23 protein-coding genes are annotated in these 20,224 nt (G+C 62.6%); 13 read left to right on the plus strand and 10 right to left on the minus strand.

The features are described 5' to 3' along the window. The first annotated feature begins 131 nt into the window (after positions 1-131). Positions 132-710 carry an HD domain-containing protein gene (locus ACUXUR_RS17815; protein ID WP_445503691.1) on the plus strand — a complete coding sequence of 193 codons (579 nt, stop codon included), beginning with the start codon at positions 132-134 and terminating at the stop codon, positions 708-710. Here ACUXUR_RS17815 and ACUXUR_RS17820 read toward each other — a convergent pair. Both ACUXUR_RS17820 and nfi read right to left on the minus strand, forming a co-directional pair. Continuing rightward, on the minus strand, positions 707-1,723 hold the full coding sequence (locus tag ACUXUR_RS17820) for a MaoC family dehydratase (protein ID WP_445503692.1): 1,017 nt from the start codon (positions 1,721-1,723) through the stop codon (positions 707-709). The genes ACUXUR_RS17815 and ACUXUR_RS17820 overlap by 4 nt on opposite strands. Positions 1,724-1,770: 47 nt before the next feature. Further along, positions 1,771-2,439 (minus strand): deoxyribonuclease V, encoded by a 669-nt coding sequence (gene nfi, locus ACUXUR_RS17825; RefSeq protein WP_445503693.1) that lies wholly within the window; start codon positions 2,437-2,439, stop codon positions 1,771-1,773. A 220-nt stretch (positions 2,440-2,659) separates the two neighbouring features. Between nfi and ACUXUR_RS17830 the strand changes: the two genes are divergently transcribed. Both ACUXUR_RS17830 and ACUXUR_RS17835 read left to right on the plus strand, forming a co-directional pair. Then, the gene (locus ACUXUR_RS17830) at positions 2,660-3,871 is read left to right on the plus strand and encodes a hypothetical protein (RefSeq protein WP_445503694.1); all 1,212 of its coding nucleotides are present in this window, start codon (positions 2,660-2,662) and stop codon (positions 3,869-3,871) included. Positions 3,872-3,986: 115 nt separating this feature from the next. Continuing rightward, positions 3,987-4,412, plus strand: coding sequence for a group III truncated hemoglobin (locus ACUXUR_RS17835; protein ID WP_445503695.1), 426 nt, complete (start codon positions 3,987-3,989; stop codon positions 4,410-4,412). 4 nt (positions 4,413-4,416) lie between these two features. Here the strand turns inward: ACUXUR_RS17835 and ACUXUR_RS17840 are convergent, their stop codons facing one another. The 5 genes from ACUXUR_RS17840 to ACUXUR_RS17860 all read right to left on the minus strand — a co-directional run bounded on the left by ACUXUR_RS17840 (position 4,417) and on the right by ACUXUR_RS17860 (position 7,871). After that, positions 4,417-4,581 (minus strand): hypothetical protein, encoded by a 165-nt coding sequence (locus tag ACUXUR_RS17840; RefSeq protein ID WP_445503696.1) that lies wholly within the window; start codon positions 4,579-4,581, stop codon positions 4,417-4,419. A 90-nt stretch (positions 4,582-4,671) separates the two neighbouring features. Next, on the minus strand, positions 4,672-5,769 hold the full coding sequence (ychF, locus tag ACUXUR_RS17845; RefSeq protein ID WP_445503697.1) for a redox-regulated ATPase YchF: 1,098 nt from the start codon (positions 5,767-5,769) through the stop codon (positions 4,672-4,674). Between the two features lie 76 nt (positions 5,770-5,845). Continuing rightward, a complete protein-coding gene (gene pth, locus ACUXUR_RS17850; RefSeq protein WP_445503698.1) occupies positions 5,846-6,463 on the minus strand; it encodes an aminoacyl-tRNA hydrolase in 618 nt (205 codons plus the stop codon). A gap of 87 nt (positions 6,464-6,550) precedes the next feature. Continuing rightward, a complete protein-coding gene (locus ACUXUR_RS17855) occupies positions 6,551-7,168 on the minus strand; it encodes a 50S ribosomal protein L25/general stress protein Ctc (RefSeq protein WP_445503699.1) in 618 nt (205 codons plus the stop codon). A gap of 163 nt (positions 7,169-7,331) precedes the next feature. Further along, positions 7,332-7,871 carry a MarR family winged helix-turn-helix transcriptional regulator gene (locus ACUXUR_RS17860; RefSeq protein WP_445503700.1) on the minus strand — a complete coding sequence of 180 codons (540 nt, stop codon included), beginning with the start codon at positions 7,869-7,871 and terminating at the stop codon, positions 7,332-7,334. 127 nt (positions 7,872-7,998) lie between these two features. On the opposite strand from ACUXUR_RS17860, the gene ACUXUR_RS17865 reads away from it, so the two are divergent. Beyond that, on the plus strand, positions 7,999-8,910 hold the full coding sequence (locus ACUXUR_RS17865) for a DMT family transporter (protein WP_445503701.1): 912 nt from the start codon (positions 7,999-8,001) through the stop codon (positions 8,908-8,910). A 49-nt stretch (positions 8,911-8,959) separates the two neighbouring features. Here ACUXUR_RS17865 and ACUXUR_RS17870 read toward each other — a convergent pair whose 3' ends face one another. From ACUXUR_RS17870 to ACUXUR_RS17880, 3 genes are all read right to left on the minus strand, one after another. Then, positions 8,960-9,892: a ribose-phosphate pyrophosphokinase gene (locus ACUXUR_RS17870; RefSeq protein ID WP_445503702.1), complete on the minus strand. Its 933-nt coding sequence runs from the start codon at positions 9,890-9,892 to the stop codon at positions 8,960-8,962. Between the two features lie 155 nt (positions 9,893-10,047). After that, positions 10,048-10,551 carry a hypothetical protein gene (locus ACUXUR_RS17875; RefSeq protein WP_445503703.1) on the minus strand — a complete coding sequence of 168 codons (504 nt, stop codon included), beginning with the start codon at positions 10,549-10,551 and terminating at the stop codon, positions 10,048-10,050. Between the two features lie 62 nt (positions 10,552-10,613). Next, the gene (locus ACUXUR_RS17880; RefSeq protein WP_445503704.1) at positions 10,614-11,774 is read right to left on the minus strand and encodes a benzoate/H(+) symporter BenE family transporter; all 1,161 of its coding nucleotides are present in this window, start codon (positions 11,772-11,774) and stop codon (positions 10,614-10,616) included. A 107-nt stretch (positions 11,775-11,881) separates the two neighbouring features. Between ACUXUR_RS17880 and uvrC the strand changes: the two genes are divergently transcribed. The 9 genes from uvrC (at position 11,882) to ACUXUR_RS17925 (ending at position 20,220) form a co-directional block, all read left to right on the plus strand. Beyond that, positions 11,882-13,897, plus strand: a complete 2,016-nt coding sequence (uvrC, locus tag ACUXUR_RS17885; RefSeq protein WP_445503705.1) for an excinuclease ABC subunit UvrC — start codon at positions 11,882-11,884, stop codon at positions 13,895-13,897. 56 nt (positions 13,898-13,953) lie between these two features. Then, positions 13,954-14,568: a CDP-diacylglycerol--glycerol-3-phosphate 3-phosphatidyltransferase gene (pgsA, locus tag ACUXUR_RS17890; RefSeq protein WP_445503706.1), complete on the plus strand. Its 615-nt coding sequence runs from the start codon at positions 13,954-13,956 to the stop codon at positions 14,566-14,568. A 5-nt stretch (positions 14,569-14,573) separates the two neighbouring features. Next, positions 14,574-14,825: a molybdopterin converting factor subunit 1 gene (gene moaD / locus ACUXUR_RS17895; RefSeq protein WP_445503707.1), complete on the plus strand. Its 252-nt coding sequence runs from the start codon at positions 14,574-14,576 to the stop codon at positions 14,823-14,825. A gap of 5 nt (positions 14,826-14,830) precedes the next feature. Next, positions 14,831-15,283, plus strand: coding sequence for a molybdenum cofactor biosynthesis protein MoaE (locus ACUXUR_RS17900; RefSeq protein ID WP_445503708.1), 453 nt, complete (start codon positions 14,831-14,833; stop codon positions 15,281-15,283). A 950-nt stretch (positions 15,284-16,233) separates the two neighbouring features. Beyond that, the gene (locus tag ACUXUR_RS17905) at positions 16,234-17,280 is read left to right on the plus strand and encodes an extensin-like domain-containing protein (RefSeq protein WP_445503709.1); all 1,047 of its coding nucleotides are present in this window, start codon (positions 16,234-16,236) and stop codon (positions 17,278-17,280) included. Between the two features lie 81 nt (positions 17,281-17,361). After that, positions 17,362-17,814: a hypothetical protein gene (locus ACUXUR_RS17910; protein ID WP_445503710.1), complete on the plus strand. Its 453-nt coding sequence runs from the start codon at positions 17,362-17,364 to the stop codon at positions 17,812-17,814. A 92-nt stretch (positions 17,815-17,906) separates the two neighbouring features. Continuing rightward, positions 17,907-18,473 (plus strand): ribonuclease T2 family protein, encoded by a 567-nt coding sequence (locus tag ACUXUR_RS17915; protein WP_445503711.1) that lies wholly within the window; start codon positions 17,907-17,909, stop codon positions 18,471-18,473. Positions 18,474-18,594: 121 nt separating this feature from the next. Further along, on the plus strand, positions 18,595-19,443 hold the full coding sequence (locus tag ACUXUR_RS17920) for a 23S rRNA (adenine(2030)-N(6))-methyltransferase RlmJ (protein ID WP_445503712.1): 849 nt from the start codon (positions 18,595-18,597) through the stop codon (positions 19,441-19,443). 171 nt (positions 19,444-19,614) lie between these two features. Continuing rightward, complete coding sequence (locus ACUXUR_RS17925) at positions 19,615-20,220, plus strand: glutathione S-transferase (RefSeq protein ID WP_445503713.1); 606 nt, start codon at positions 19,615-19,617, stop codon at positions 20,218-20,220. The last annotated feature ends 4 nt before the right edge of the window (positions 20,221-20,224 follow it).

Raw genomic sequence — 20,224 nt, forward strand, 5'->3', positions numbered from 1 at the left:
CCGCAAAGCGGCGTCTCGAAGGAGGGTCCAGTGCTCTCTGGAAACGCCTCGTCCTTCGAGACGGTGCTGCGCACCTCCTCAGGATGAGGCACAGGACAGTTTTGTGAGGACGCTGAGGAGCCACACAGAGCATGCCAACAGATCGCATCTTGGGAGCATTGGAGTTCCTGCGCGAAGCAGAGAGACTGAAATGTACCCTGCGCAGCGGCTACACATCGAACGGCAGGCCTGAAAGCACTGCGGAACATACCTGGCGGCTGTGCCTCATGGCCCTCGTGTTCGCGGACGAATTCGAGAGCATCGATCTCTTGCGCCTCATCAAGCTCTGCATCGTGCACGATCTTGGCGAGGCCCTGAGCGGAGACATTCCTGCCATCTTGCAGGGTGAGGGCACCAACAAGGCCGCTCAAGAACGGGCGGATCTGAAAGTGCTGACCAAGACCCTTCATCCAACGAAGCGCGCCGAGATCTTAGGCTTGTGGGAAGAGTACGAGTCGGCTGCCACGCCTGAGGCCATCATCGCCAAAGGCCTCGATAAGCTGGAGACGATCCTCCAGCACAATCAGGGGCAAAACCCTTCCGATTTCGATTACGCGTTCAATCTCGGCTACGGTCAGAAGCAGACCTCGGCCCACCCGCTGCTCGCCAAGATCCGCGCTCTGCTCGACGAGGAGACAAGAGCGCGGGCTGAAGGCTCACGGGCCGTTTAAGGCCGCCGCTCCCAGAACACCATGCCCTCGAAGGAGAAAACCTCTTCTCCGTGCTGGTTCGTGCCGCTGTTGTGATGGAACACCAGACCCCAGCCGGGGCGCGAGTTCGACACGCGCTTGCCCGTCACCGTGGAGCGATAAGTGATGGTGTCGCCCGCATAGACGGGCTTCAGCCATTTCAGATCCTTGAATCCGGGGGAGGGGCCGAGCCTTGCGGGCCGCGCGCCATGGGCCAGCGCACTCTCGCGGATGCGGCTGCGATAGCCGACCATCTGCTTCATCCAGACGCTCGCCGTGTGCCAGCCCGAGGCGCAGAGCGCACCGAACAGGCTGCTCTTCGCAGCCTCCGCATCCACATGGAAGCGCTGCGGGTCGAACTGCCTGGCAAAGGCAATGATGTCGTCTGCTTCGAATGTGTAGGAGCCCAGAACCTCCGTCTCGCCGATCACGAGATCCTCGAAGTAAGGGTTTGAGGAGATATGCGGCAGCTCCCGCTCCGGCGTGTGGTCCGGCATGGCGGAAGCTGCAGCCGCGAGAGCGCTCGGGCCAGAGCCTGCGACAGGCTCCGCATCACGGCGTCCGAACATGATCCAGTTCTTCTGCGTGAAGACGGTCTCGTCAGCCTGGTTCAGCATCTCGAACTGAAACCGCACGAGGCCGATAGATGGGCGGCTCTTCGAAGGACGGCTTTCCAGGATCGTCATGCGCGAGCGCAAGTTGTCGCCGGGCCTCACGGGCTGGAGCCACTTCACCTCCTCGATTCCGGGCGAGCCCATCGAGGTCGAATCGAGGATCAGATCGTCCGCGATGAGGCGCATGTTGATGGCGCAGGTGTGCCAGCCCGAGGCGATGAGTGTGCCGATGAAGCTGTCCTTGGCGGCCACCTCGTCCACGTGGAAGGGCTGCGCATCGTATTCCTGCGCAAAGGCCAGCAGCGCCTCCTTCGTGACGGTGTAGGGGCCGAGCATCTGCGTGGTGCCGGGCGTGAGGTCTTCGAATGCGTAACGGGGCATGGTCTCGATCGATGCGGTTTTTCAGCTCTTCGCCTGGGTCGGATCGTTCAAGGAGAGAACTGTCCGGCTGCGTTGTGCGCCAAGCGGATCGGTTCGGGCAAGCGATACTTTGGAGAACACCGCAGCACGAGTTCCGCTGCGGTGGGGATATCGGCCAGATGCCCGGGCGAAATGAACATCGGATTCTTGGCCGTACGGGTGCGCAGGGCCACGCCGATGGTTTCCTTCTTATCGATCAGGGGTGCTGACGACCCCTTCTCCTCCCCGAGATCCTTGTAGCGTCCGCACAGCAGTGTCTTGCCGCAGCCGATGGTCGGGCGCTGCAGCCACAGGCCCATATGGCTCGCAATGCCGATGCGGCGAGGGTGGGCGATGCCCATGCCGTCGAACAGGAACACGTCGGGCTCAGCCTGCAGTTTCTCGAAGGCCTCCTCCAGCACCGGACCCTCGCGGAAGCTCAAAAGGCCCGGGACATAGGGAAACGGGGTCGGGCGCTGGGCCAGCACCGTCTCCACATGCTTAAAATCCGGATAGGTGACGACAACGATGGCCGCCTGGGATTGCTCGTTCTTCACGCTCACATCCACCCCGGCCACGAGCTTGACCGTGTCGAGATCGATGGGCCGGTCGGACACGACCTCCCGCCTCAGCTCCTGCTGAAGGGCAATGGCTTCGGAAGGGGAGAGGTCCCAGGAATGGCGGTGGTGAAGCTGCATGAAGGTGAATGGAGAAGGATTCGTGAGGCTCAACGCTCAAGGTGGGTGAACGATCCGTCAGGCTCGGCAAATCTGGCAAGGTAAAAGGCCAGGATAATGATCAAGCCTCTCATGATACTGGGAAATCCCTTAGGCAATTGATCTGAATTTTCCTTGTGCCGGTGCGGGTGTACCTCCCTCGCGACCTGAAAAGAACCCATGATCGAGGCACGAGGATATTATGCTTACCGCGATTGCCACGAACGGCCCCGCGCCGCGTGAGCCAAGAACAAGAACCCCCTTCTCTCTCAAGCGCGCAGCGGCGACCCTCGCTGCCCTCGGCACGGGCGCTGCCTGGGCCCTGCCGGCCGAAGCGCATGTGAAGTGGTTTGCGCCCTATATCGTCAATGCCACGCCGCAGCCGATTAGCGCCACGTTGACCAATGGCTGGTTCTGGACCGGCATCGGCCTCGTACTTGCCTTCTTTCTGGCAACGCTGATGGTCGAGCGAACCTTCATCGGTCGTGGCGTCCTGTCGGGCCTCGACCGGATCAGCGCACCGCTCTGGAGCCGGTCCGACGATTTCATGCGCGCGACCATCGGCGGCTTCTTCATGGCGATCTTCGCCGTCGGCGGCATCTATCTCACGCCCGATCTGAAGACGAATTCCGAGCTGATCTCGTGGGCTCAGCTTCTGATCGCGGCCTGTGTGTTCTCGCGCCGGACCATGCCGATCGCAGCTGCCGGCATCATCGCTCTCTGGGTGGTGGCGCTTCGCGATTACGACCTGTTCCACCTTCTCGACTATCTGGCTCTCGGCGTCGGCGTGGCCGCCTATCTCGTCCTCGCCTCGACGGACAATCCTGAATGGCGTGCGCGTCGCTTCATGGCGCTTCGCTGGGGCATCGCCATTGCGCTCATGTGGTCGAGCCTCGAGAAGTTCGCCTATCCGGAATGGTTCTATCCGCTCGTGGAGGAAAAGCCCTTCCTGACCTTCGGCATGCCGCGTGATGTGTTCATTCCGATGGCTGGCGTTGCGGAGTTCACCCTTGGCTTCGGCCTGCTCTGGACGCCTCTGGTGCGCCGTCTCTCGGCGGTGTCGCTGCTGCTGATCTTCTTCACGGCCGTCTACCCGTTCGGTCGCGTCGATCTCGTGGGCCATGCCCTGATCATGGCGGCTCTCTTCCTGGTCGCCGCCGATCCCTGCCGTGAGGCCAAGGCGCTCAATGTGAAGGTGCCGACCACTCTGCCGCGCTTCGGCAGCCTGGCCTCGGTGCCGGCGGGGCTTGCGGTTGCTCTCGTGGTGCTCGTGACGAGCTATTGGGGCCTGCACGGGGTGTTCTATGGCACCGAGAGCATGGCGGGGCCTGCACCGCTGACCACGCATTCCGCGAGCCCGGAATACCCGCACGGTTCGCAGGCTGCCCTTCCTGTGGGCGAGCACCATCACTAAATAGATGAAAGCGCCGGGCCGATGAGAATCGGCCCGGTTTGATCTGTGACAAGGATTATTGATCGGGATGGGAGCATCTGCTCCTATCCCGTTCTGCTGAAGGAGAGAGTTTACCTTGGCTCATTCCACCGCCACAGGCCGCAGCATTCCCATCATCACGCCTGCTGAAGGCGTGACGGAGGAGATGATCCGTGAGCTTGTCGTCACGTTCTATGATCGTGTTCTGAAGGATGCCGAACTCGGCCCCATCTTTCACAAGGCCCTGTCGGGCCGGTGGAGCGAGCATCTGGCAATCATGGTGGATTTCTGGTCCTCGATCGCCTTAAGGACGGCGCGCTACAGCGGCAAGCCGCAGGCGGCGCATTTCGGCCTCGATCTCACGCCCGAGCTGTTCACGCGCTGGCTCGATCTCTTCGAGACGACGGCGCGTGAGATCATGGAGCCCGATGTGGCGGAGTTCTTCATTATCCGCGCCCAGCGCATTGCGGAAAGCCTGCAGATCGGCCTCGGCATCGGCCCGAAGGCCTTACGCCTGCCTTGAGCGCTTAACGCTCCCACCATTCCAGATCGTCGGCGGTCGCCTTCGGCAGTAGGGACGAGATCGCGATCATGACAAGGCCGCAGGCCACGAGCACGGCCACGAAAAACTCGGCCGTGCCGATGTTCGGCGAAACGACGGTCGAGACCAGATTTCCAAGAGCGTCCTGCATGCGTCTACCTCCATGCAGGACATCAAAGCAGAATGGTCCTGAACGCCCGAAAAAGCGTGCGTTCAGGTTTCCGACAGGTTTGTAAATCCGTTAAGTGTTGAAGCGGAAGTGCATCACATCGCCGTCCTGGACGACGTATTCCTTGCCTTCCAGGCGCAGGCGGCCTGCATCGCGCGCACCAGCTTCGCCCTTCAGCGAGGTGTAATCGGCATAGGCGATGGTCTCGGCGCGGATGAAGCCCTTCTCGAAATCCGTATGGATCACACCGGCAGCGGCGGGAGCGCGCGTGCCCTTGGTGATGGTCCAGGCGCGAGCTTCCTTCGGGCCGACGGTGAAGTAGGTGATGAGGCCGAGCAATTCGTAGCCCGCGCGGATCACGCGGTTAAGGCCAGGCTCGACAAGGCCTACGGCTTCGAGATACTCCTTCTGCTCATCGGGCGGCAGAACGGCGATCTCGCTCTCGATCTTGGCCGAGACGACGACAGCCTTGGCATCTTCTTCCTTCGCGCGCTCAAAGACCTTGGCTGAGAACTCGTTGCCCTTGTCGGCCGAGGCTTCTTCCACGTTGCACACGTAGAGAACCGGCTTGGAGGAGAGGAGGCCCAGCATCTGGAACAGGCGCTCTTCCTCGGGCTTGCGTTCTACCAGGCGGGCGGGCTTGCCGTCACGCAGCAACGGCAGGGTGCGGTTGACGAGGTCGAGCGTTTCCTTGGCTTCCTTGTCGTTGCCCTTGGCCTTCTTTTCGAGTGCGGTCACGCGCTTCTCGAGGCTGTCGAGATCGGCGAGCATCAGCTCGGTCTCGATGGTCTCGATATCGGCGATCGGGTCGATCTTGCCCTCGACATGGGTGATGTCCGTGTCCTCGAAGCAGCGCACCACGTGAGCGATGGCATCGACTTCACGGATGTTGGCGAGGAACTGGTTGCCGAGGCCTTCGCCCTTGGATGCGCCGCGCACCAACCCTGCGATGTCCACGAAGGTGAGGCGGGTCGGGATGATCTGGCCCGAGCCTGCAATCGCTGCGAGTTGATCGAGCCGGTCGTCCGGCACCGCCACGTCGCCGACATTCGGCTCGATGGTGCAGAACGGGTAGTTCGCAGCCTGCGCCGCAGCGGTCTGCGTCAACGCATTGAAGAGGGTGGACTTGCCCACATTCGGCAGGCCGACGATGCCCATCTTGAAGCCCATGGCCTCACTCCTTGTCATAGCCGGCATGGGCCGGCATCGTTCTTGCTCTAACCGGCAAATAAGCCGGCGTTCATTCTTATTTCTCGCCAGCCCGTTCTCCGGGCCGCTTCACATCCGTCCAGCCTCTCGCCTCCATGGCGAGGTGGACCTTGTTCTGAAAGCTCCCGTCCTCACCCTTGGCGAGGAGGGCAGCATTGTCCGCGATGATGCGGCACAGATCATCGACCCATGCCTCTTCGCTTTTACCGAAGTCACCCAGCACATAGCCCTGCACAAGCGCCTTGTGGCCGGGATGGCCGATGCCGAGGCGCACGCGGCGATAATCGTTGCCGCAATGGGCGGAGATCGAGCGCAGGCCGTTGTGGCCCGCATTGCCGCCGCCGATCTTCACGCGCAGCTTGGCGGGCGGCAGATCGAGCTCGTCGTAGAAAACCGTGACGTCCTCGAGCGGGATCTTGAAGAAGTTCTGCGCTTCTCCAACCGCTTGGCCGGACAGGTTCATGAAGGTCTGCGGCTTCAAGAGCAGCACCTTCTCTCCGCCGATCACCACATCCGCGGCCTCGGACTGGAAGCGCTTGCGCCAGGGGCCTGCGTTGTGAACACGCGCAATCTCGTCCACGGCCATGAAACCGATGTTGTGGCGGTTTCTGGCATAGCGGGAGCCGGGATTACCAAGGCCGACGAAAAGGCGCATCGCAAGGTTATTCTCATAAGAAACGCTCCGGCCTTGCGGTCGGAGCGTTGAAGCCGGTCAATGGGCTTGAACGCCCGATGAAGCCGATCAGGCGGCGGGGGTGCCTTCAGCAGCCGGAGCCTCGGCAGCCTCTTCCTTCAGGCCGGTCGGGGCCACGACGGTGACGAGGGTGAGGTTCTCGGTGGAGGTCGCCTTGGCGCCGTTCGGCAGCTTGACGTCCGCGAGGTGGACCGAGGAGCCGATGTCGAGACCCTCGACCGAAGCCTCGATGTAGTCCGGGATCGCGTCGGGCGAAACCTGCAGCTCGACGGTGTGCTCGACGATCTGGAGCGTGCCGCCGCGCTTCACGCCGGGGCTCTTCTCCTGGCCGACCACGTGCACCGGAACCACGACCTTGATGGTCTGGCCAGCGGAGACGCGCAGGAAGTCGACGTGCACCGGGAAGTCGCGCACCGGGTCGAGCTGGTAGTCGCGCGGAATGGCGCGAACCGTCTTGCCGTTGACGTCGATGTCGAAGATCGTGGTCAGGAAGTGGCCGGCGAAGATCAGCTGCTTGGTCTGATTGAAGTCGAGAGCAATCGCCTCGGCCGGCTGACCGGCACCGTAGATAACAGCAGGAACTTGGCCTTGGCGACGAACAGCCCGGGCGGCCCCCTTGCCGCTCCGGTCGCGCGCCACGGCCTTGATTTGCTTAATTTCGCTCATGGTCGTGGTCCTTTGAAAGGGAGTTAAAAACCGATGGCCGCCTTAGGGCGGCCATGAGGTCCGCGCCCGTGCCTCCAAGGGTGTCGAGCGGGCGCGAGGCGGCTTATAGGCGATAAAGCCCTCAAACGCAAGAAAGAGGGCATTCAGCGCGAATCTCTCGCTCTCAATCGAACGGACGTGTGCCCGTGATCGTCAGCGCGAGCTTTTTCAGAAGTCGGGCGAGGTCCCTCTGTTCCCCATCCGTGAGGCCTGCGAGCATGGCCGCCTCGATGGCCATGTCCTCCTGAAACGCAGCCTTCGCGCGCCGGATGCCTTCTTCGGTGAGTTCCACGGGGAGGCTCCTGCCGTCGCCTTCAGCCGCAGCCCGCCGGATCAGTCCGGCTTTCGTGAGGCGGTTCAGACGGTCGGTGAGGCCACCCGATGAGATCATCAGGGACCGGAACAGCTCCGTCGGCCGGAGCCGATAGGGCGGTCCGGAGCGCAGCAGGGTGAAGAGGACGTCCGCCTCGCCGCTGTCGAGATCATGAGCCTTGAAGATCGCTTCAATCGGCGGACGCGCCGTCAGGGTGATCCAGCGCGCTCGGCCAAGGATCGCCATGCCGCGTGTATCCACATCCGGCAGTTCTGCCGCCCATTGGATCTGGCGTTCATCGATCCCGTCCTGGTCGGGCAGGGTATTGTGACGGTTCGGTTGTCTTGACATCGAGATAATTCACCATTTATCTTTACATCAAGATAAATGGACAGGATACCTGACGCAACGAGCCTTGGCCATCCTGTCCGCAGCAAAGCGATGCTTCGAGCCCGCTTAGAGTACAGGAGATTCCGAAATGAGTTCGGCGATCGCTGCGCGTTTCTCCATCGCTTCCGGATCGCCTATTGCCCTCCTCGGCTTGTGCGGGCTTCTCTTTGCCAGCCGGATCATGATGTCCAAGGCAGCGCTGACTGCGGGCGTCCAGCCTTTCCAGCTTGGGGTCTTCGGCAATCTCGGCGCAGGCCTGTGCCTGCTGCCGTGGCTCGCTGCCACGCGGCAGAGGATCCCGACCGGACCGGAACATCTGGCTCTCTACGGCATCTTGGGGATCGTCAGCTTCGCGGTGCCGACTGTGCTGTCCTATTTCGTCGTCGAGCGGGTCGGGCCCGCCTATACTTCCATCGTCTACTGCCTGTCGCCGCTGCTCACCATGACCTTTGCGGCAGGGCTTGGCATGGAGCGCATGTTCCTGCGCCGCTTCGTCGGAATCGTGCTCGGTTTCTTAGGCATGATCGCGCTGGTCCAGCAGCAGGTCCTGCAGATCGATATCGGCCAGCCGGTTTGGGGCGCGATAGGATTGGCGATCCCGGTCTGTGCAGCGACCGGCAACATCATCCGCTCGGCCTGGTGGCCGAAGGACACGTCGGCATTGGCCTTCTCTTGTGGCGCATCGTTCAGCTCGAGCGTGATCGTGGCTCTGATGGCGCCGGCCTTCGAAGCGCCTCTGGAGTGGCGCTTCGCCGATCCCGGCATCCTCTCGTGGATCATGACGATGAGCGCCATGTCGGCCCTGTCGCAGCTGCTGAACTTTCGCCTGCAGCAGATCGCGGGGCCGGTGGTCTTCAGTCAGATCGGCTATTGGGGCACGGGCTTCGGAGTGCTGCTCGCCGCCCTCCTGTTCGGGGATGTGCTGACGGCTTTGTCCTTCGCGGGTCTGCTCTGCATCATCGGCGGTGGTGTTCTGGCCAACCGCCGCCCGGAGACCTGACGCTGGATGACGTGGTCATGGCTCCGCTGAAGTCATGACCAGTCTCTGATCAGTCGAACAGGCTCGACACCGAGCTTTCGGTCGCCGTGCGGCCGATGGCTTCGCCCATCAGAGGGGCGATGCTGATGACGCGGATGTTGTGGGCCACCTTCACGGCTTCGGTCGGCATGATGGAATCGGTGATGACCAGTTCCTTCAGGCGCGAGCTCGCGATGCGGGAGACCGCGCCGCCCGAGAGCACGCCGTGGGTAATGTAGGCGTAGACCTCCTTCGCGCCCTTGGCGAGGAGAGCGTCGGCGGCGTTCACCAGGGTGCCGCCGGAATCGACGATGTCGTCGACCAGGATGCAGGAGCGGCCGGACACGTCGCCGATGATGTTCATGACCTCCGACTCGCCGGGACGCTCGCGGCGCTTGTCGACGATGGCAAGCTGGGCGTCGATGCGCTTGGCGAGCGCGCGGGCGCGCACCACGCCGCCCACGTCCGGCGAGACCACCATGCGGTTGCCGCCGTCGAGGTGCTCCTTGATGTCACGGGCCAGGATGGGGGCGGAGAACAGGTTGTCGGTAGGGATGTCGAAGAAGCCCTGGATCTGACCGGCATGGAGATCCAGCGTCAGCACGCGGTCCACGCCCGCATGGGTGATGAGATTGGAGACAAGCTTGGCCGAGATCGGCGTACGGCCCGACATGCGCCGGTCCTGCCGCGCATAGCCGAAATAGGGGATCACCGCCGTGATGCGCCTTGCCGAAGAGCGGCGCAGCGCATCGGTGATGATCAGGAGCTCCATGATGTGATCGTTCGTGGGGAACGAGGTCGACTGAATGATGAAGACATCCTCGCCGCGCACGTTCTCCTGAATTTCGACGAACACCTCCATGTCCGCGAAGCGCCTTACCTGAGCCTTGGCCAGGGGCACATTGAGATAGGCGGCGATGGCCTCGGCCAGGGGACGGTTGGAATTTCCCGCAACGAGCTTCATGAAAGCAACTTCAGCTTTGAGTGACCTGTCGAGCCTGCTGCGCAATATTGAGACGTCTGCGCGGTCAGGCGCAAGGCTCTTAGCAGCGATATCAAACCGTCACAATACGAGTCGTGCTGGATTAAGTGCCGCAATAGGGATTTGCCGTCATGCGGTTACTGCAGAGCAACGGGCGTTTCGTCATCTGAGGCATCTGCCGTTTGAATGGATTTCGAGTTGCTGAGGAACTCGGCGATTTCGTCCATGCTGGATTGGGCGAGCTTGGCCAGGGTCTCCTTGTCGATGGCAGAGATCGAGCCGGAGGCCAGCGTGACGGGTCGGGAGCCCTCCAGTCGCTTGGCGCGGCGCTTCTGGGAATCGAACACGTCCCAGACATAGGAAACCTTGGTCTCCCCGTCTTCGGTGGCGGTGGAGAGATAGCCGCGAACCCGGTAACGGGCTTCGGCGCTGGAGCCGACGAGTTCGACTTTGCGATCGGAGGCTGCAGTCGCGAGTTCGTCGAGGAGGGCGGTCTGGACCGGGGCAGGGGCGCCGTCGATGCTCTCGAGGGCCACCGGTATACCTTCGGGCGAGCCACCCATCAGGGAACCCTGGCAGGCACCCAGAGCTATCGTAAATGCAATAGCGGCCAGCCGCCCCCAGCGTTTCGTCCCGGCCATGAAGGCTCCCGTTCTTGTTTTCGGTAGCGAAATGTTAACCGTAACGGGAGCCGCAGTCCAGATCAGCCACGATTGCGTAAGTGGACGATGAGGAAATCGAGCCCGACTGCAATCAGGCCGGCAGCCAGTCCCCAGAAGGCGGAGCCGATGCCGTAGAGAGTAATTCCTGAGGCCGTAACGGCCAGCGTCAGCACGGCGGGAAAGCGCTTGGTCTCCTCCGACAGGGCGGAGCCCAGGGCTCCGGCGAAGGCGCCCATGAGGGCAAGGCCTGCCACCGTCTTGATGAGTTCCGGCGGCAGCGCCGCGATCAGCGCGATCAGGGCGGCGCTGAAGGCGGCGAAGGTCAGATAGCTCAGGGTATAGAACGGCCCGACCATCCAGCGCTTGCCAGGATCGGGGTGGGTATCCGGCCCGGTGCAGATGGCCGCCGAGATGGCCGCGAGGTTGCTGGTATGGGCCCCGAACAGAGCCGTCACCATGGAGGCGAGACCCGTGACGGCGAGAATCGGACGGGTCGGCGGCGTGTAGCCGGAAGCGCGCAGAACCGCGAAACCCGGCAGGTTCTGGGAGGCCATCGTCACCAGGAAGAGGGGGAGGCCGAGGCCGATCAGCGCCGCCGGTTCGAAGGCAGGCGCGATGAAGGTCAGCGCGGAGAGGCTGAGATCCGAGGCGAGCGGCTTGGCCAGGCCGCCCCCGAAGGCGATGCCGAGACCGACGAACAGCACCGCCAGCACGGCCATGGCCGGGTTGAACAGGCGAACGACCAGGAAGATGCCGACCAGGGGCAGCACGAGACCAGGGGCTCCTTGAGCGCTCTCGAACACGGCCATGACGAACCGGATCAGAACGCCGGCGAGCATCGCAGCGGCAAGCGAGGTCGGGATCTTCTCGATCAGGCGCCCGAACGGCTTGATGAAGGCTGCCAGCATGATGAGGAGACCGGTGAGCAGAAAGCAGCCGACGGCGGCATGAATGGAGATGCCGCTGGAAGCCGCGATCAGCGCTGCGCCTGGCGTCGACCAGGCGGTCACCACCGGCATGCGGTAGCGAACGCTCAAATATCCGCTGGTCGCCGCCATGGAGAGGCACAAGGCCGCCACCCAGGACGAGGTCTGCGCCGCATCCGCTCCCACGGCCTGGGCCGCCGCGATGATGATGGCAATCGTGCTGCCAAAGCCCACAAGGGCCGCGACGACGGCTGATGTGATGATCGACAGGCGCATGACTCGGCTCCCAGAAAGCAGGCTTTGCCGTTTATCTCGAACGGAGTGTCCGCGCCAGTTCGTCCGCCGCACTTTCCTCGAAGCCTGCCAGCGCTTAAATCTCCCTCATGAGTCGCAACACCTATAACGACGTTCCGCCGGATATCCTGGACAATGAGGAGGATGACGACAGCGTAGCCGTGGAGAGCGGCTCGGATGTCGAGTTCGATCTCGAGGCGAACCCCAGTTCCGTCCAGCGGGGTACGGAAGTCATCCGCCGGTTCTGGACGACGCTGCCCAACGGGCCCGGCGTCTATCGCATGCTCGATATGAAGGGCGACGTGCTTTACGTGGGCAAGGCCAAGAGCCTGAAAAACCGTGTGGGCTCCTATGCGCGCGGCCAGGCGCATTCGAACCGCATCGCCCGCATGATCGCCGAGACCTCCTCCATGGAGTTCGTCACCACGGCGACGGAGACCGACGCGCTGCTGCTCGAGGCCAATCTCATCAAGCAGCTCAAGCCCCGCTACAACGTGCTGCTGCGGGACGACAAATCTCTGCCCTATATCCTGCTCACCGCCGATCATGCGGCGCCGCAGCTCGTGAAGCATCGCGGCGCGCGGAAGCGGAAAGGGGATTACTATGGCCCCTTCGCGAGTGTGTGGGCGGTGAACCGCACGATCAACGCATTGCAGCGCGCATTCCTTCTGCGTTCGTGCAACGACAGCTATTTCGAGAACCGCACGCGGCCTTGTCTTCTGTACCAAATCAAGCGCTGCTCGGGTCCTTGCACCAATGAAATCTCGCCGGAGGATTATGCCGAGCTCGTCTCCGAAGCGCGCGCCTTTCTGTCGGGTAAGTCCAATGCCGTGAAGCAGCGCATCACGGAAGAGATGCAGCAGGCAGCAGAGGAACTCGAGTTCGAGCGAGCGGCGCGCTGCCGCGACAGGCTTGCCGCGCTTTCCGCCATCCAGGGTGTGCAGGGCATCAACACGCAATCGGTGGAAGAGGCGGATGTGTTCGCGCTCGACGAGCAGGCGGGACAGTTCTGCGTGGAGGTGTTCTTCTTCCGCAACTGGCAGAACTGGGGCAACCGCGCCTACTTCCCGAAAGCCGACAAGTCCATGACGCCGGACGAGGTGCTCAGCTCCTTCCTGGCGCAGTTCTACGATGACAAGCCCGCGCCGCGTCTCATCCTGCTTTCGCACGAGATCGAGGATGCGGAATTGATGGCGGCTGCGTTTTCGAGCAAAGCTGAGACGCGTGTGGAAATTCATGCGCCGCAGCGCGGCGAACGCCGTCAGCTCATCGACTACGTACTGCGCAATGCAAAGGAAGCGCTGGGGCGTCGCCTGGCGGATACCGCTTCGCAGCAGAAGCTGCTCATTTCGCTGGGCCAGGCCTTCGGCATGAGCAAGGCACCGCGGCGCGTGGAGGTCTACGACAACTCGCATATCATGGGCACCAATGCGGTGGGCGCCATGGTCGTCGCCGGAGCGAACGGCTTCATGAAGCAGCACTACCGCACCTTCAACATGAAGTCGGAGGACCTGAAGCCCGGCGACGATTACGGCATGATGCGCGAAATGCTGCAGCGACGCTTTGCACGGCTCGTCAAGGAGGAGCCGAAGACGCCCGATCGGCAGGAGAATGCAGGCTCTCCCGATCCCGAGGATGCTTTCCCCTCATGGCCCGACCTTGTCCTCATCGACGGAGGCAAGGGACAGCTCGAAGCCGCTCGCCAAGCATTGGCGGATGTCGGTGTCGGCGAAGACGACGTGACTCTCGTCGGCATCGCCAAGGGGCGCGACCGCGATGCGGGACGCGAGACCTTCTTCAAGGTCGGTCAGCCGGCCTTCAAGCTGCCGCCCCGGGACCCCGCACTCTATTTCGTGCAGCGGCTTCGCGATGAGGCTCACCGCTTCGCCATCGGCACGCACAGGGCCAAGCGCAAGCGCGAAATGGTCAAGAACCCGCTCGACGAGATCGCGGGCATCGGGCCTACGCGCAAGCGGGCGCTGCTGCACCATTTCGGAACGGTCAAGGCCATCCAACGCGCTGCCCTGGAAGACCTCATGAAGGCCCCCGGGGTGAATGCGGCTACGGCCCGTGCCGTGTACGATTTCTTTCACGAGCGGGGGTAAAGCCTCGCGGTAACGCCAATGTGGGGCGCCCCACGGTTGACGGATCGAGCCGAGACATGCTTCCTGCCTACATCATGAGCACTGCACGTACCATGCGCCGGTCCAAGGCCTTCAATCTCGCCAATCTGCTGACCTATGGCCGGTTGGTGGCCGTGCCGGCCGTGGTCGGCCTGCTGTTCTGGCCGGAGGATCACTGGTCGCGCTGGTTTGCTCTTGCCGTCTTCGCGCTGGCGGCCATCACCGATTATTTCGACGGCTACATCGCCCGCACCTTCGCCCAGCAATCGGCCTTGGGTCGCATGCTCGATCCCATTGCCGACAAGCTCCTGGTGGCTGCCTGCCTGCTCATGCTGGTGTCCGACAAGACGATCCACGGCTGGCACATCTGGGCCGCCCTCGTCATCCTCTGCCGCGAGATCCTGGTGTCGGGCCTGCGCGAGTTCCTGGCGGAGCTGAAGGTCGGCGTGCCGGTCAGCCGCGTCGCCAAGTGGAAGACCACATTCCAGCTTCTCTCCCTCGGCTTCCTGATCGCGGGGCCGGCGGGCGATACGGTGCTGCCTGGAAACACCATGATCGGCCTTGCTCTCTTATGGGTTTCCGCGATCCTGACCCTTTATACAGGGTGGGATTATCTCAGAACGGGCATTCATCACCTCATGGACGAGGGTTAGGCTCCATGAAACTCGTCTATTTCGCCTGGGTGCGTGAGCGGATCGGCAAGACGGACGAGACCATCGATCTGCCGGAAGGAATCGCAACGATCGCCGACCTCGTGCGATGGCTGAAGACGCAAGGCGAGGAATACGAGTACGCCTTCGAGAACGAGGCCATCGTCCGGGCCGCCATCGACCATCTGCATGTGAAGCCCGAAGCCTCGATTGCCGGCGCGCGGGAGATCGCCTTCTTCCCGCCCATGACCGGCGGGTAGGGGCCATGGCCACCATCCGCATCCAGGTCGAGGCCTTCGATGCTGCTGCCGAGACCGAGGCGCTGACGACCGGGCGCGGGGATATCGGCGCGACGGTCGCCTTCACCGGTTTTTGCCGCGATGAGGGGGGCCGGCTCTCCGCCCTGGAACTCGAGCATTATCCTGGCATGGCCGAAGCCGAGATGGCCCGCATCGCGAGCGAGGCCGAAACACGCTGGCCTTTGCTGGGGCTCACCGTCATCCATCGCCATGGCTTGATCCGTCCGGGTGAGCCCATCGTGCTGGTGCTGGCGGGAAGCGCGCATCGCCATGCGGCTTTCGAGGCTGCCGCGTTCATGATGGATTACCTGAAGACCCGTGCTCCTTTCTGGAAGCGGGAGCATCTGACGGACGGCACCGTTGGCGCTTGGGTCGATGCGAAGGGTGCCGACGATGCGGCCATGGAGCGGTGGGACTGATCGGGAGATCTTGACCTCCTCTTGCGAGAGGAGGACCATCTAGCGCATCGTGCGGAACCGGAGGTCCGCGTCAGCGACCCGAAGGGCCGCGTCAGCGAAAAGTGGACCCGGTTTTCCGCACCGAACGATGCGCTGCTCTAGAAAGGGAGCATCGGATCAATCCCAAAAGTGGATCCCACTTTTGAGTCCGATGCTCCAGCGCAGATGACAAGCGGAGGCGCTTATGCCGAACGTCTTGATTCTTCTCGCCTTGATGGCCTCTGCGCCTGCCGGTGCCCAACCTGCGCAGGCACCCGGTCATAACCCCCTTGATTGCTATTGCCGGGCCCAGGGGCGGACCTTCGCTCCCGGGGAAACGATCTGCCTCAAGACGGCGGAGGGGCCGAGGCTCGCGCAATGCCGGATGGAGATCAATGTGATGTCCTGGGGCATCACCTCGAAACCGTGTCCCGAGTCATAAAAAACGCCGCCGGATCTGCGGCAGCGTTGAAAAGAATGGAATCCGGGTGCTTGAGCCCGTGAGGGCTGAGGTCGTCTTAGACGATACCGGCGACGACGGCGCAAATGAAAGAGAAGGAGACGCACGCAACTGCGATGTTGAGCTTGGCGGTCCAATCCGCATTCGACGTCAGGTTCATGATAGGCCCCCTATCTGAATGGAGGGGGAATTTATCAGGATCCCGGAGGGCTGAAAAGGGCGAGCTTGGCCTGAAAAATACTATTATTAGACTGTCAAAATGGTTAACAAATGGTTAACTCCTTGCTCTGATTAGGAAGAAAGCTTCCTACAGGGAAGTAGAAAATTTTTCAGAGCCCTGCCTGCAGAAGCTGCTGAGCGCGTTCTCGCTGCTTTCCATCATATTTCTCGACACAGCCGCTCCGGAGGACAATCCGAACTTCCGGGGTGCCCGTTGACGGGATGTTTACCGGGGCCGGCTAGGATCCCGCCCATGCGTCGTGGGTTAGTTGCGTTTGTTGCCCTATCGCTTGTTGGGCTCGGGTTGACCGGTTGCGGGTTGTTTCGGTTCGAACAGCGCGAGCCCTGGCGCGCGCAGGCTGAGGAGGCCTGCCTGTCGCAGCGTCTCGTGCAGCCCTCGGCTTATGTGGCCATGTCGTCCAAGATCGACGGCCCCGGTGTCTGCGGCATGGATCATCCCTTCAAGGTCGCCGCCTTCAATAACGGCGAGGTCGGCCTGAAATCCAAGGTGACCCTGGCCTGCCCGATCATCCCACGCATCGACACCTGGCTCGATGAAATCGTGAAGCCTGCGGCCATCATGTATTTCGGCGTCCCGGTCGTCGATCTGAAGGCGGGCTCCTATTCCTGCCGTCCGCGCAACAATCAGCGAGGTGCCAAGCTCTCCGAGCACTCCTTCGGCAACGCCCTCGACGTCATGGCTTTCGTTCTGGCCGACGGCCGCGAGATTGCCGTCGTGAAAGGCTGGAAGGGCGACCCTGCCGAGCAGGACTTCCTGCGTGAGGCCTTCGTGGGCGCCTGCCGCTATTTCACGACGGTGCTGGGCCCGGGGGCGGATGCCTTCCACTACGATCACCTGCATATCGACCTGGCGCGGCATGACCCGCGCGGCGAGCGCCGCATCTGCAAGCCGATCATCAAGTTCACGCCGCGCATCGACCCGGAGCAGAGCCGCCAGGTCCTCCAGAGCGTGAGCGCTCAAGGCGATCTGCCGTCGACGGAGTTGGAGCAGGATATGCCGGAGGAGGGGGCCTCTGCGGGCTACGCCCCGGACTCGCCCATGGGCGCTCCCATGGCACCGCCGGTGGTCTCGGCCCCCGTGCCGCCGCCGGCACCGCGCTATCCCGCTGGCACGACCTATTCCGGCAATACGGCCCAGGACGTCTATACGCCCCCGCCGCCTCCGGGATATGGCGCACCGTTTCCCCGGCAGGGCACTCAGCAGACCTATGCACCGCCGAGGCCAATGCGCCCGTCCGCAGGGGAGCCGATGGTGCTGAACAGACACGCTGTCTATTAATCAGCAAGCGGAGCCTTGACGTTCCGGGCTGCCGCCCACATGGTCGAGTGACAAAGTCTATCGACTTCTTGGAGCATTAGAATGAAGTGGCTGGCGGCACTTATCTCCTGCATGGTTTTGAGCGCACCCGCTCTCTCTCGCGAGATAAACCCGGCAGAGCGGCGGGAGAGGGCCCACGAACTTTCCCTGAGGCAGTACGATGCCGGCCTGCCCGCCTGCGCCGATCCGGCCGTGCTCAACAATGTCGCCTCGAATTTTGAGAACAAGGAACGCCGGTTCTGGAACTCCGAGCTCAAGATCCTGGCGTTCGAAAGAGTTGCGCAGGTGGCTTGGCGTCCCTGGGGACTCGATTACATCCCCCGCCGCTACTGCACCGGCACGGTCGTCGTGTCCGACGGCTACAGGCACAAGGTCAACTTCTCGATCCGCGAGGATCTGGGCTTCATCGGCATCGGTTGGAATACCGATTCCTGCGTGGACGGGTTCGACCGCAACTACGCATATGCTCCCCATTGCAAGCAGGCTGCCCCTTGAGCTTCAGCCGGTGTCTCGCCTTAGCGGGTGCCTGTCTTCTGCTTGCCTCGCCTTCCCTCGCGCAAGCGCCGCGTGAGGCGAGGGGCGCCCCCATGGGGCAGTTCGATTTCTATGTGCTCGCCCTGTCCTGGTCGCCGGGCTTCTGCGAGATCAGCGGCCGGAAGAGCCGGCAATGCGAGGATGGGAGCGGCCTCGGCTTCGTCGTGCATGGACTGTGGCCCCAGACGGAGCAGGGCTATCCCAGCTTCTGCGAACCCGGTGGCCGCTTCGTTCCCAGTACGGCGCTCAAGGAGTTCTCGGGACTATTTCCCGATGAAAATCTCGCCCGCTATCAATGGCGCAAGCACGGAAGCTGCTCCGGCGAGAGCCCGAGCGGCTATTTCAAAGCCGTCCAGCGCGCTCGTGAGCGCGTCCGTATTCCGGACAGTTTCAAGGCCTTGGGCGACCGCTCCAAGGTTCTGCCGAGCGAGATCGAACAGGCCTTCATGAGTGTTAACCCGGGACTGCGCGCTGATATGATTTCGGTGTCCTGCGGACGGCGTATCTTTCAGGAGGTGCGGATCTGCCTCGACAAGGATCTGCGTAGCTTCCGCCAGTGCCCCGAGGTCGACCGTGCCGGCTGCCGCGGGGGGGAGCTCACGATCCCGGCTGTCCGATAGCATCGGACCAAAAGTGGACTTGCACTTTTGGGACCCATCCGATGCTCTCTTTCTAGATTAGCGCATCGTCTGCGCGGAAAACCGGGGCCACTTTTCCGCACGATGCGCCAGGACTTGATCGATGAATTACCGACACGCCTTCCACGCCGGCAATTTCGCCGACGTCATGAAACACGCTCTCCTGGTGCGGATCCTCACCTATCTGCAGCGCAAGGAGACGCCTCTGCGGGTGATCGATACCCATGCGGGAGTAGGATTGTACGATCTGACCGCCGACGAGGCAGAGCGGACAGGCGAATGGCTCGAGGGTATCGGTCGCCTCGATGAGCCTTTTTCCCCGCCGGTCGAGACCATCCTCGCGCCCTATCGCAAGGTGGTTGCAGATGTGCGCGCCCGGCATGGAGAAGCCATCTATCCCGGTTCGCCGGGCATCGTTCGCGAGCTTCTGCGGCGTCAGGATCGGGGCGTCTTCGTCGAGCTGCATCCCGCAGACCATGCGGTGCTGAACGAGGCTTTCAATGCGGTCTCGAATCTGAAGGTGATGCATCTCGACGGATGGACGGCGCTTCATGCGCTCATCCCGCCGAAGGAGAAGCGCGGGCTGGTCCTGATCGATCCGCCTTACGAGAAAGCGGGCGAGCTGGAACGACTCGGGACGGAGCTGCTCGCCGCGATCAGGAAATGGCCGAGCGGCGTCTATGCGGGCTGGTATCCCATCAAGGAGGTGGCGCCAGTCGATGCCGCGGCCCGGCGGCTGCACGAGCAGAGCCCGCGTCCCGGCCTGCGTCTCGAGCTTTATGTGGATGATCCGCGCGACCCGTCGCGCCTCAACGGCAGCGGGCTCTTCGTTCTCAATGCGCCCTGGTCCCTGAAGGATGAGGCGGAGGTCCTTCTGCCTGCTCTCGCAGAGCGCCTCTCCCGCAGCGGCTATGGCGCATATCGCTGTGAAGCCTTCGGCCCTCCTGCCTAGAGCATTTTACGGCGAAGTGGATCCGGTTCGCCGTCAAAAAATGCGGCCCGCTGATAGAGAGGGATCGTTCAACGTCAGTGGAAGGATCCCTTAGACGCATTGCCGCTTCCCTCAGGAGAGGTCATGAATGCAGCCCTTCAACCGGAACCTTCTCCTCGATAGGTAGCATCCATGCTCGTTCTTCGCTCGTCTTCCGCATCGCCCTTCGGCCGCAAGGTCAAAATCGCGGCTTCTCTTCTTGGTCTCTCGGAGCGCATCCAGATCGTCGATGCCGATACCATGAGCCCGGAGGACAGCATCCGTCAGCAGAATCCCTTGGGCAAAATTCCCGCGTTGGTGCTGGAGAACGGGGAAGCGCTCTACGATTCCCGCGTGATCGTGGAGTATCTTGATTTTCTCGCCGGTGGCGAACGCCTCTATCCGGCTGGCGAAGCGCGGTTCATGGCTTTGCGCCAGCAGGCACTGGCCGACGGCATCACGGATGCCGCTTTGCTCCAGGTCTACGAGGGCCGCTTCCGCTCGGAAGACAAGCGTGAGCCGAAGTGGGTCAATCATCAGGCCGGCAAGGTGGAGCGGGGCCTCGCCTATGCAGAGACACACCTCTCGACGCCGACAGGCACCCTGCATATCGGCCATATCGCACTGGCCTGCGCCCTTGGTTATCTCGATCTGCGCTTTGCGGGCCGCTGGCGCGAGACGCATCCGAAGCTCGTGGCGTGGCTCGCCGATTTCGAGGCGCGCGTCCCGGCCTTCGCAAAGACCAGGGCGACCGCGTGATAAT

Source organism: Microvirga medicaginis (assembly GCF_052658925.1).

Bases quoted from the DNA above. Each gene is read 5' to 3' on its own strand.
- nfi (WP_445503693.1), bottom strand. From the start codon at position 2,439: ATGCAGCTTCACCACCGCCATTCCTGGGACCTCTCCCCTTCCGAAGCC.
- ACUXUR_RS17865 (WP_445503701.1), top strand. From the start codon at position 7,999: ATGAGTTCGGCGATCGCTGCGCGTTTCTCCATCGCTTCCGGATCGCCT.
- ACUXUR_RS17915 (WP_445503711.1), top strand. From the start codon at position 17,907: ATGGGGCAGTTCGATTTCTATGTGCTCGCCCTGTCCTGGTCGCCGGGC.
- ACUXUR_RS17870 (WP_445503702.1), bottom strand. From the start codon at position 9,892: ATGAAGCTCGTTGCGGGAAATTCCAACCGTCCCCTGGCCGAGGCCATC.
- ACUXUR_RS17925 (WP_445503713.1), top strand. From the start codon at position 19,615: ATGCTCGTTCTTCGCTCGTCTTCCGCATCGCCCTTCGGCCGCAAGGTC.
- ACUXUR_RS17860 (WP_445503700.1), bottom strand. From the start codon at position 7,871: ATGTCAAGACAACCGAACCGTCACAATACCCTGCCCGACCAGGACGGG.
- ACUXUR_RS17905 (WP_445503709.1), top strand. From the start codon at position 16,234: ATGCGTCGTGGGTTAGTTGCGTTTGTTGCCCTATCGCTTGTTGGGCTC.
- ACUXUR_RS17855 (WP_445503699.1), bottom strand. From the start codon at position 7,168: ATGAGCGAAATTAAGCAAATCAAGGCCGTGGCGCGCGACCGGAGCGGC.
- moaD (WP_445503707.1), top strand. From the start codon at position 14,574: ATGAAACTCGTCTATTTCGCCTGGGTGCGTGAGCGGATCGGCAAGACG.
- ACUXUR_RS17920 (WP_445503712.1), top strand. From the start codon at position 18,595: ATGAATTACCGACACGCCTTCCACGCCGGCAATTTCGCCGACGTCATG.
- ACUXUR_RS17840 (WP_445503696.1), bottom strand. From the start codon at position 4,581: ATGCAGGACGCTCTTGGAAATCTGGTCTCGACCGTCGTTTCGCCGAAC.
- ACUXUR_RS17880 (WP_445503704.1), bottom strand. From the start codon at position 11,774: ATGCGCCTGTCGATCATCACATCAGCCGTCGTCGCGGCCCTTGTGGGC.
- ACUXUR_RS17910 (WP_445503710.1), top strand. From the start codon at position 17,362: ATGAAGTGGCTGGCGGCACTTATCTCCTGCATGGTTTTGAGCGCACCC.
- ACUXUR_RS17820 (WP_445503692.1), bottom strand. From the start codon at position 1,723: ATGCCCCGTTACGCATTCGAAGACCTCACGCCCGGCACCACGCAGATG.
- uvrC (WP_445503705.1), top strand. From the start codon at position 11,882: ATGAGTCGCAACACCTATAACGACGTTCCGCCGGATATCCTGGACAAT.
- ACUXUR_RS17900 (WP_445503708.1), top strand. From the start codon at position 14,831: ATGGCCACCATCCGCATCCAGGTCGAGGCCTTCGATGCTGCTGCCGAG.
- pgsA (WP_445503706.1), top strand. From the start codon at position 13,954: ATGCTTCCTGCCTACATCATGAGCACTGCACGTACCATGCGCCGGTCC.
- ychF (WP_445503697.1), bottom strand. From the start codon at position 5,769: ATGGGCTTCAAGATGGGCATCGTCGGCCTGCCGAATGTGGGCAAGTCC.
- ACUXUR_RS17875 (WP_445503703.1), bottom strand. From the start codon at position 10,551: ATGGCCGGGACGAAACGCTGGGGGCGGCTGGCCGCTATTGCATTTACG.
- ACUXUR_RS17815 (WP_445503691.1), top strand. From the start codon at position 132: ATGCCAACAGATCGCATCTTGGGAGCATTGGAGTTCCTGCGCGAAGCA.
- ACUXUR_RS17830 (WP_445503694.1), top strand. From the start codon at position 2,660: ATGCTTACCGCGATTGCCACGAACGGCCCCGCGCCGCGTGAGCCAAGA.
- pth (WP_445503698.1), bottom strand. From the start codon at position 6,463: ATGCGCCTTTTCGTCGGCCTTGGTAATCCCGGCTCCCGCTATGCCAGA.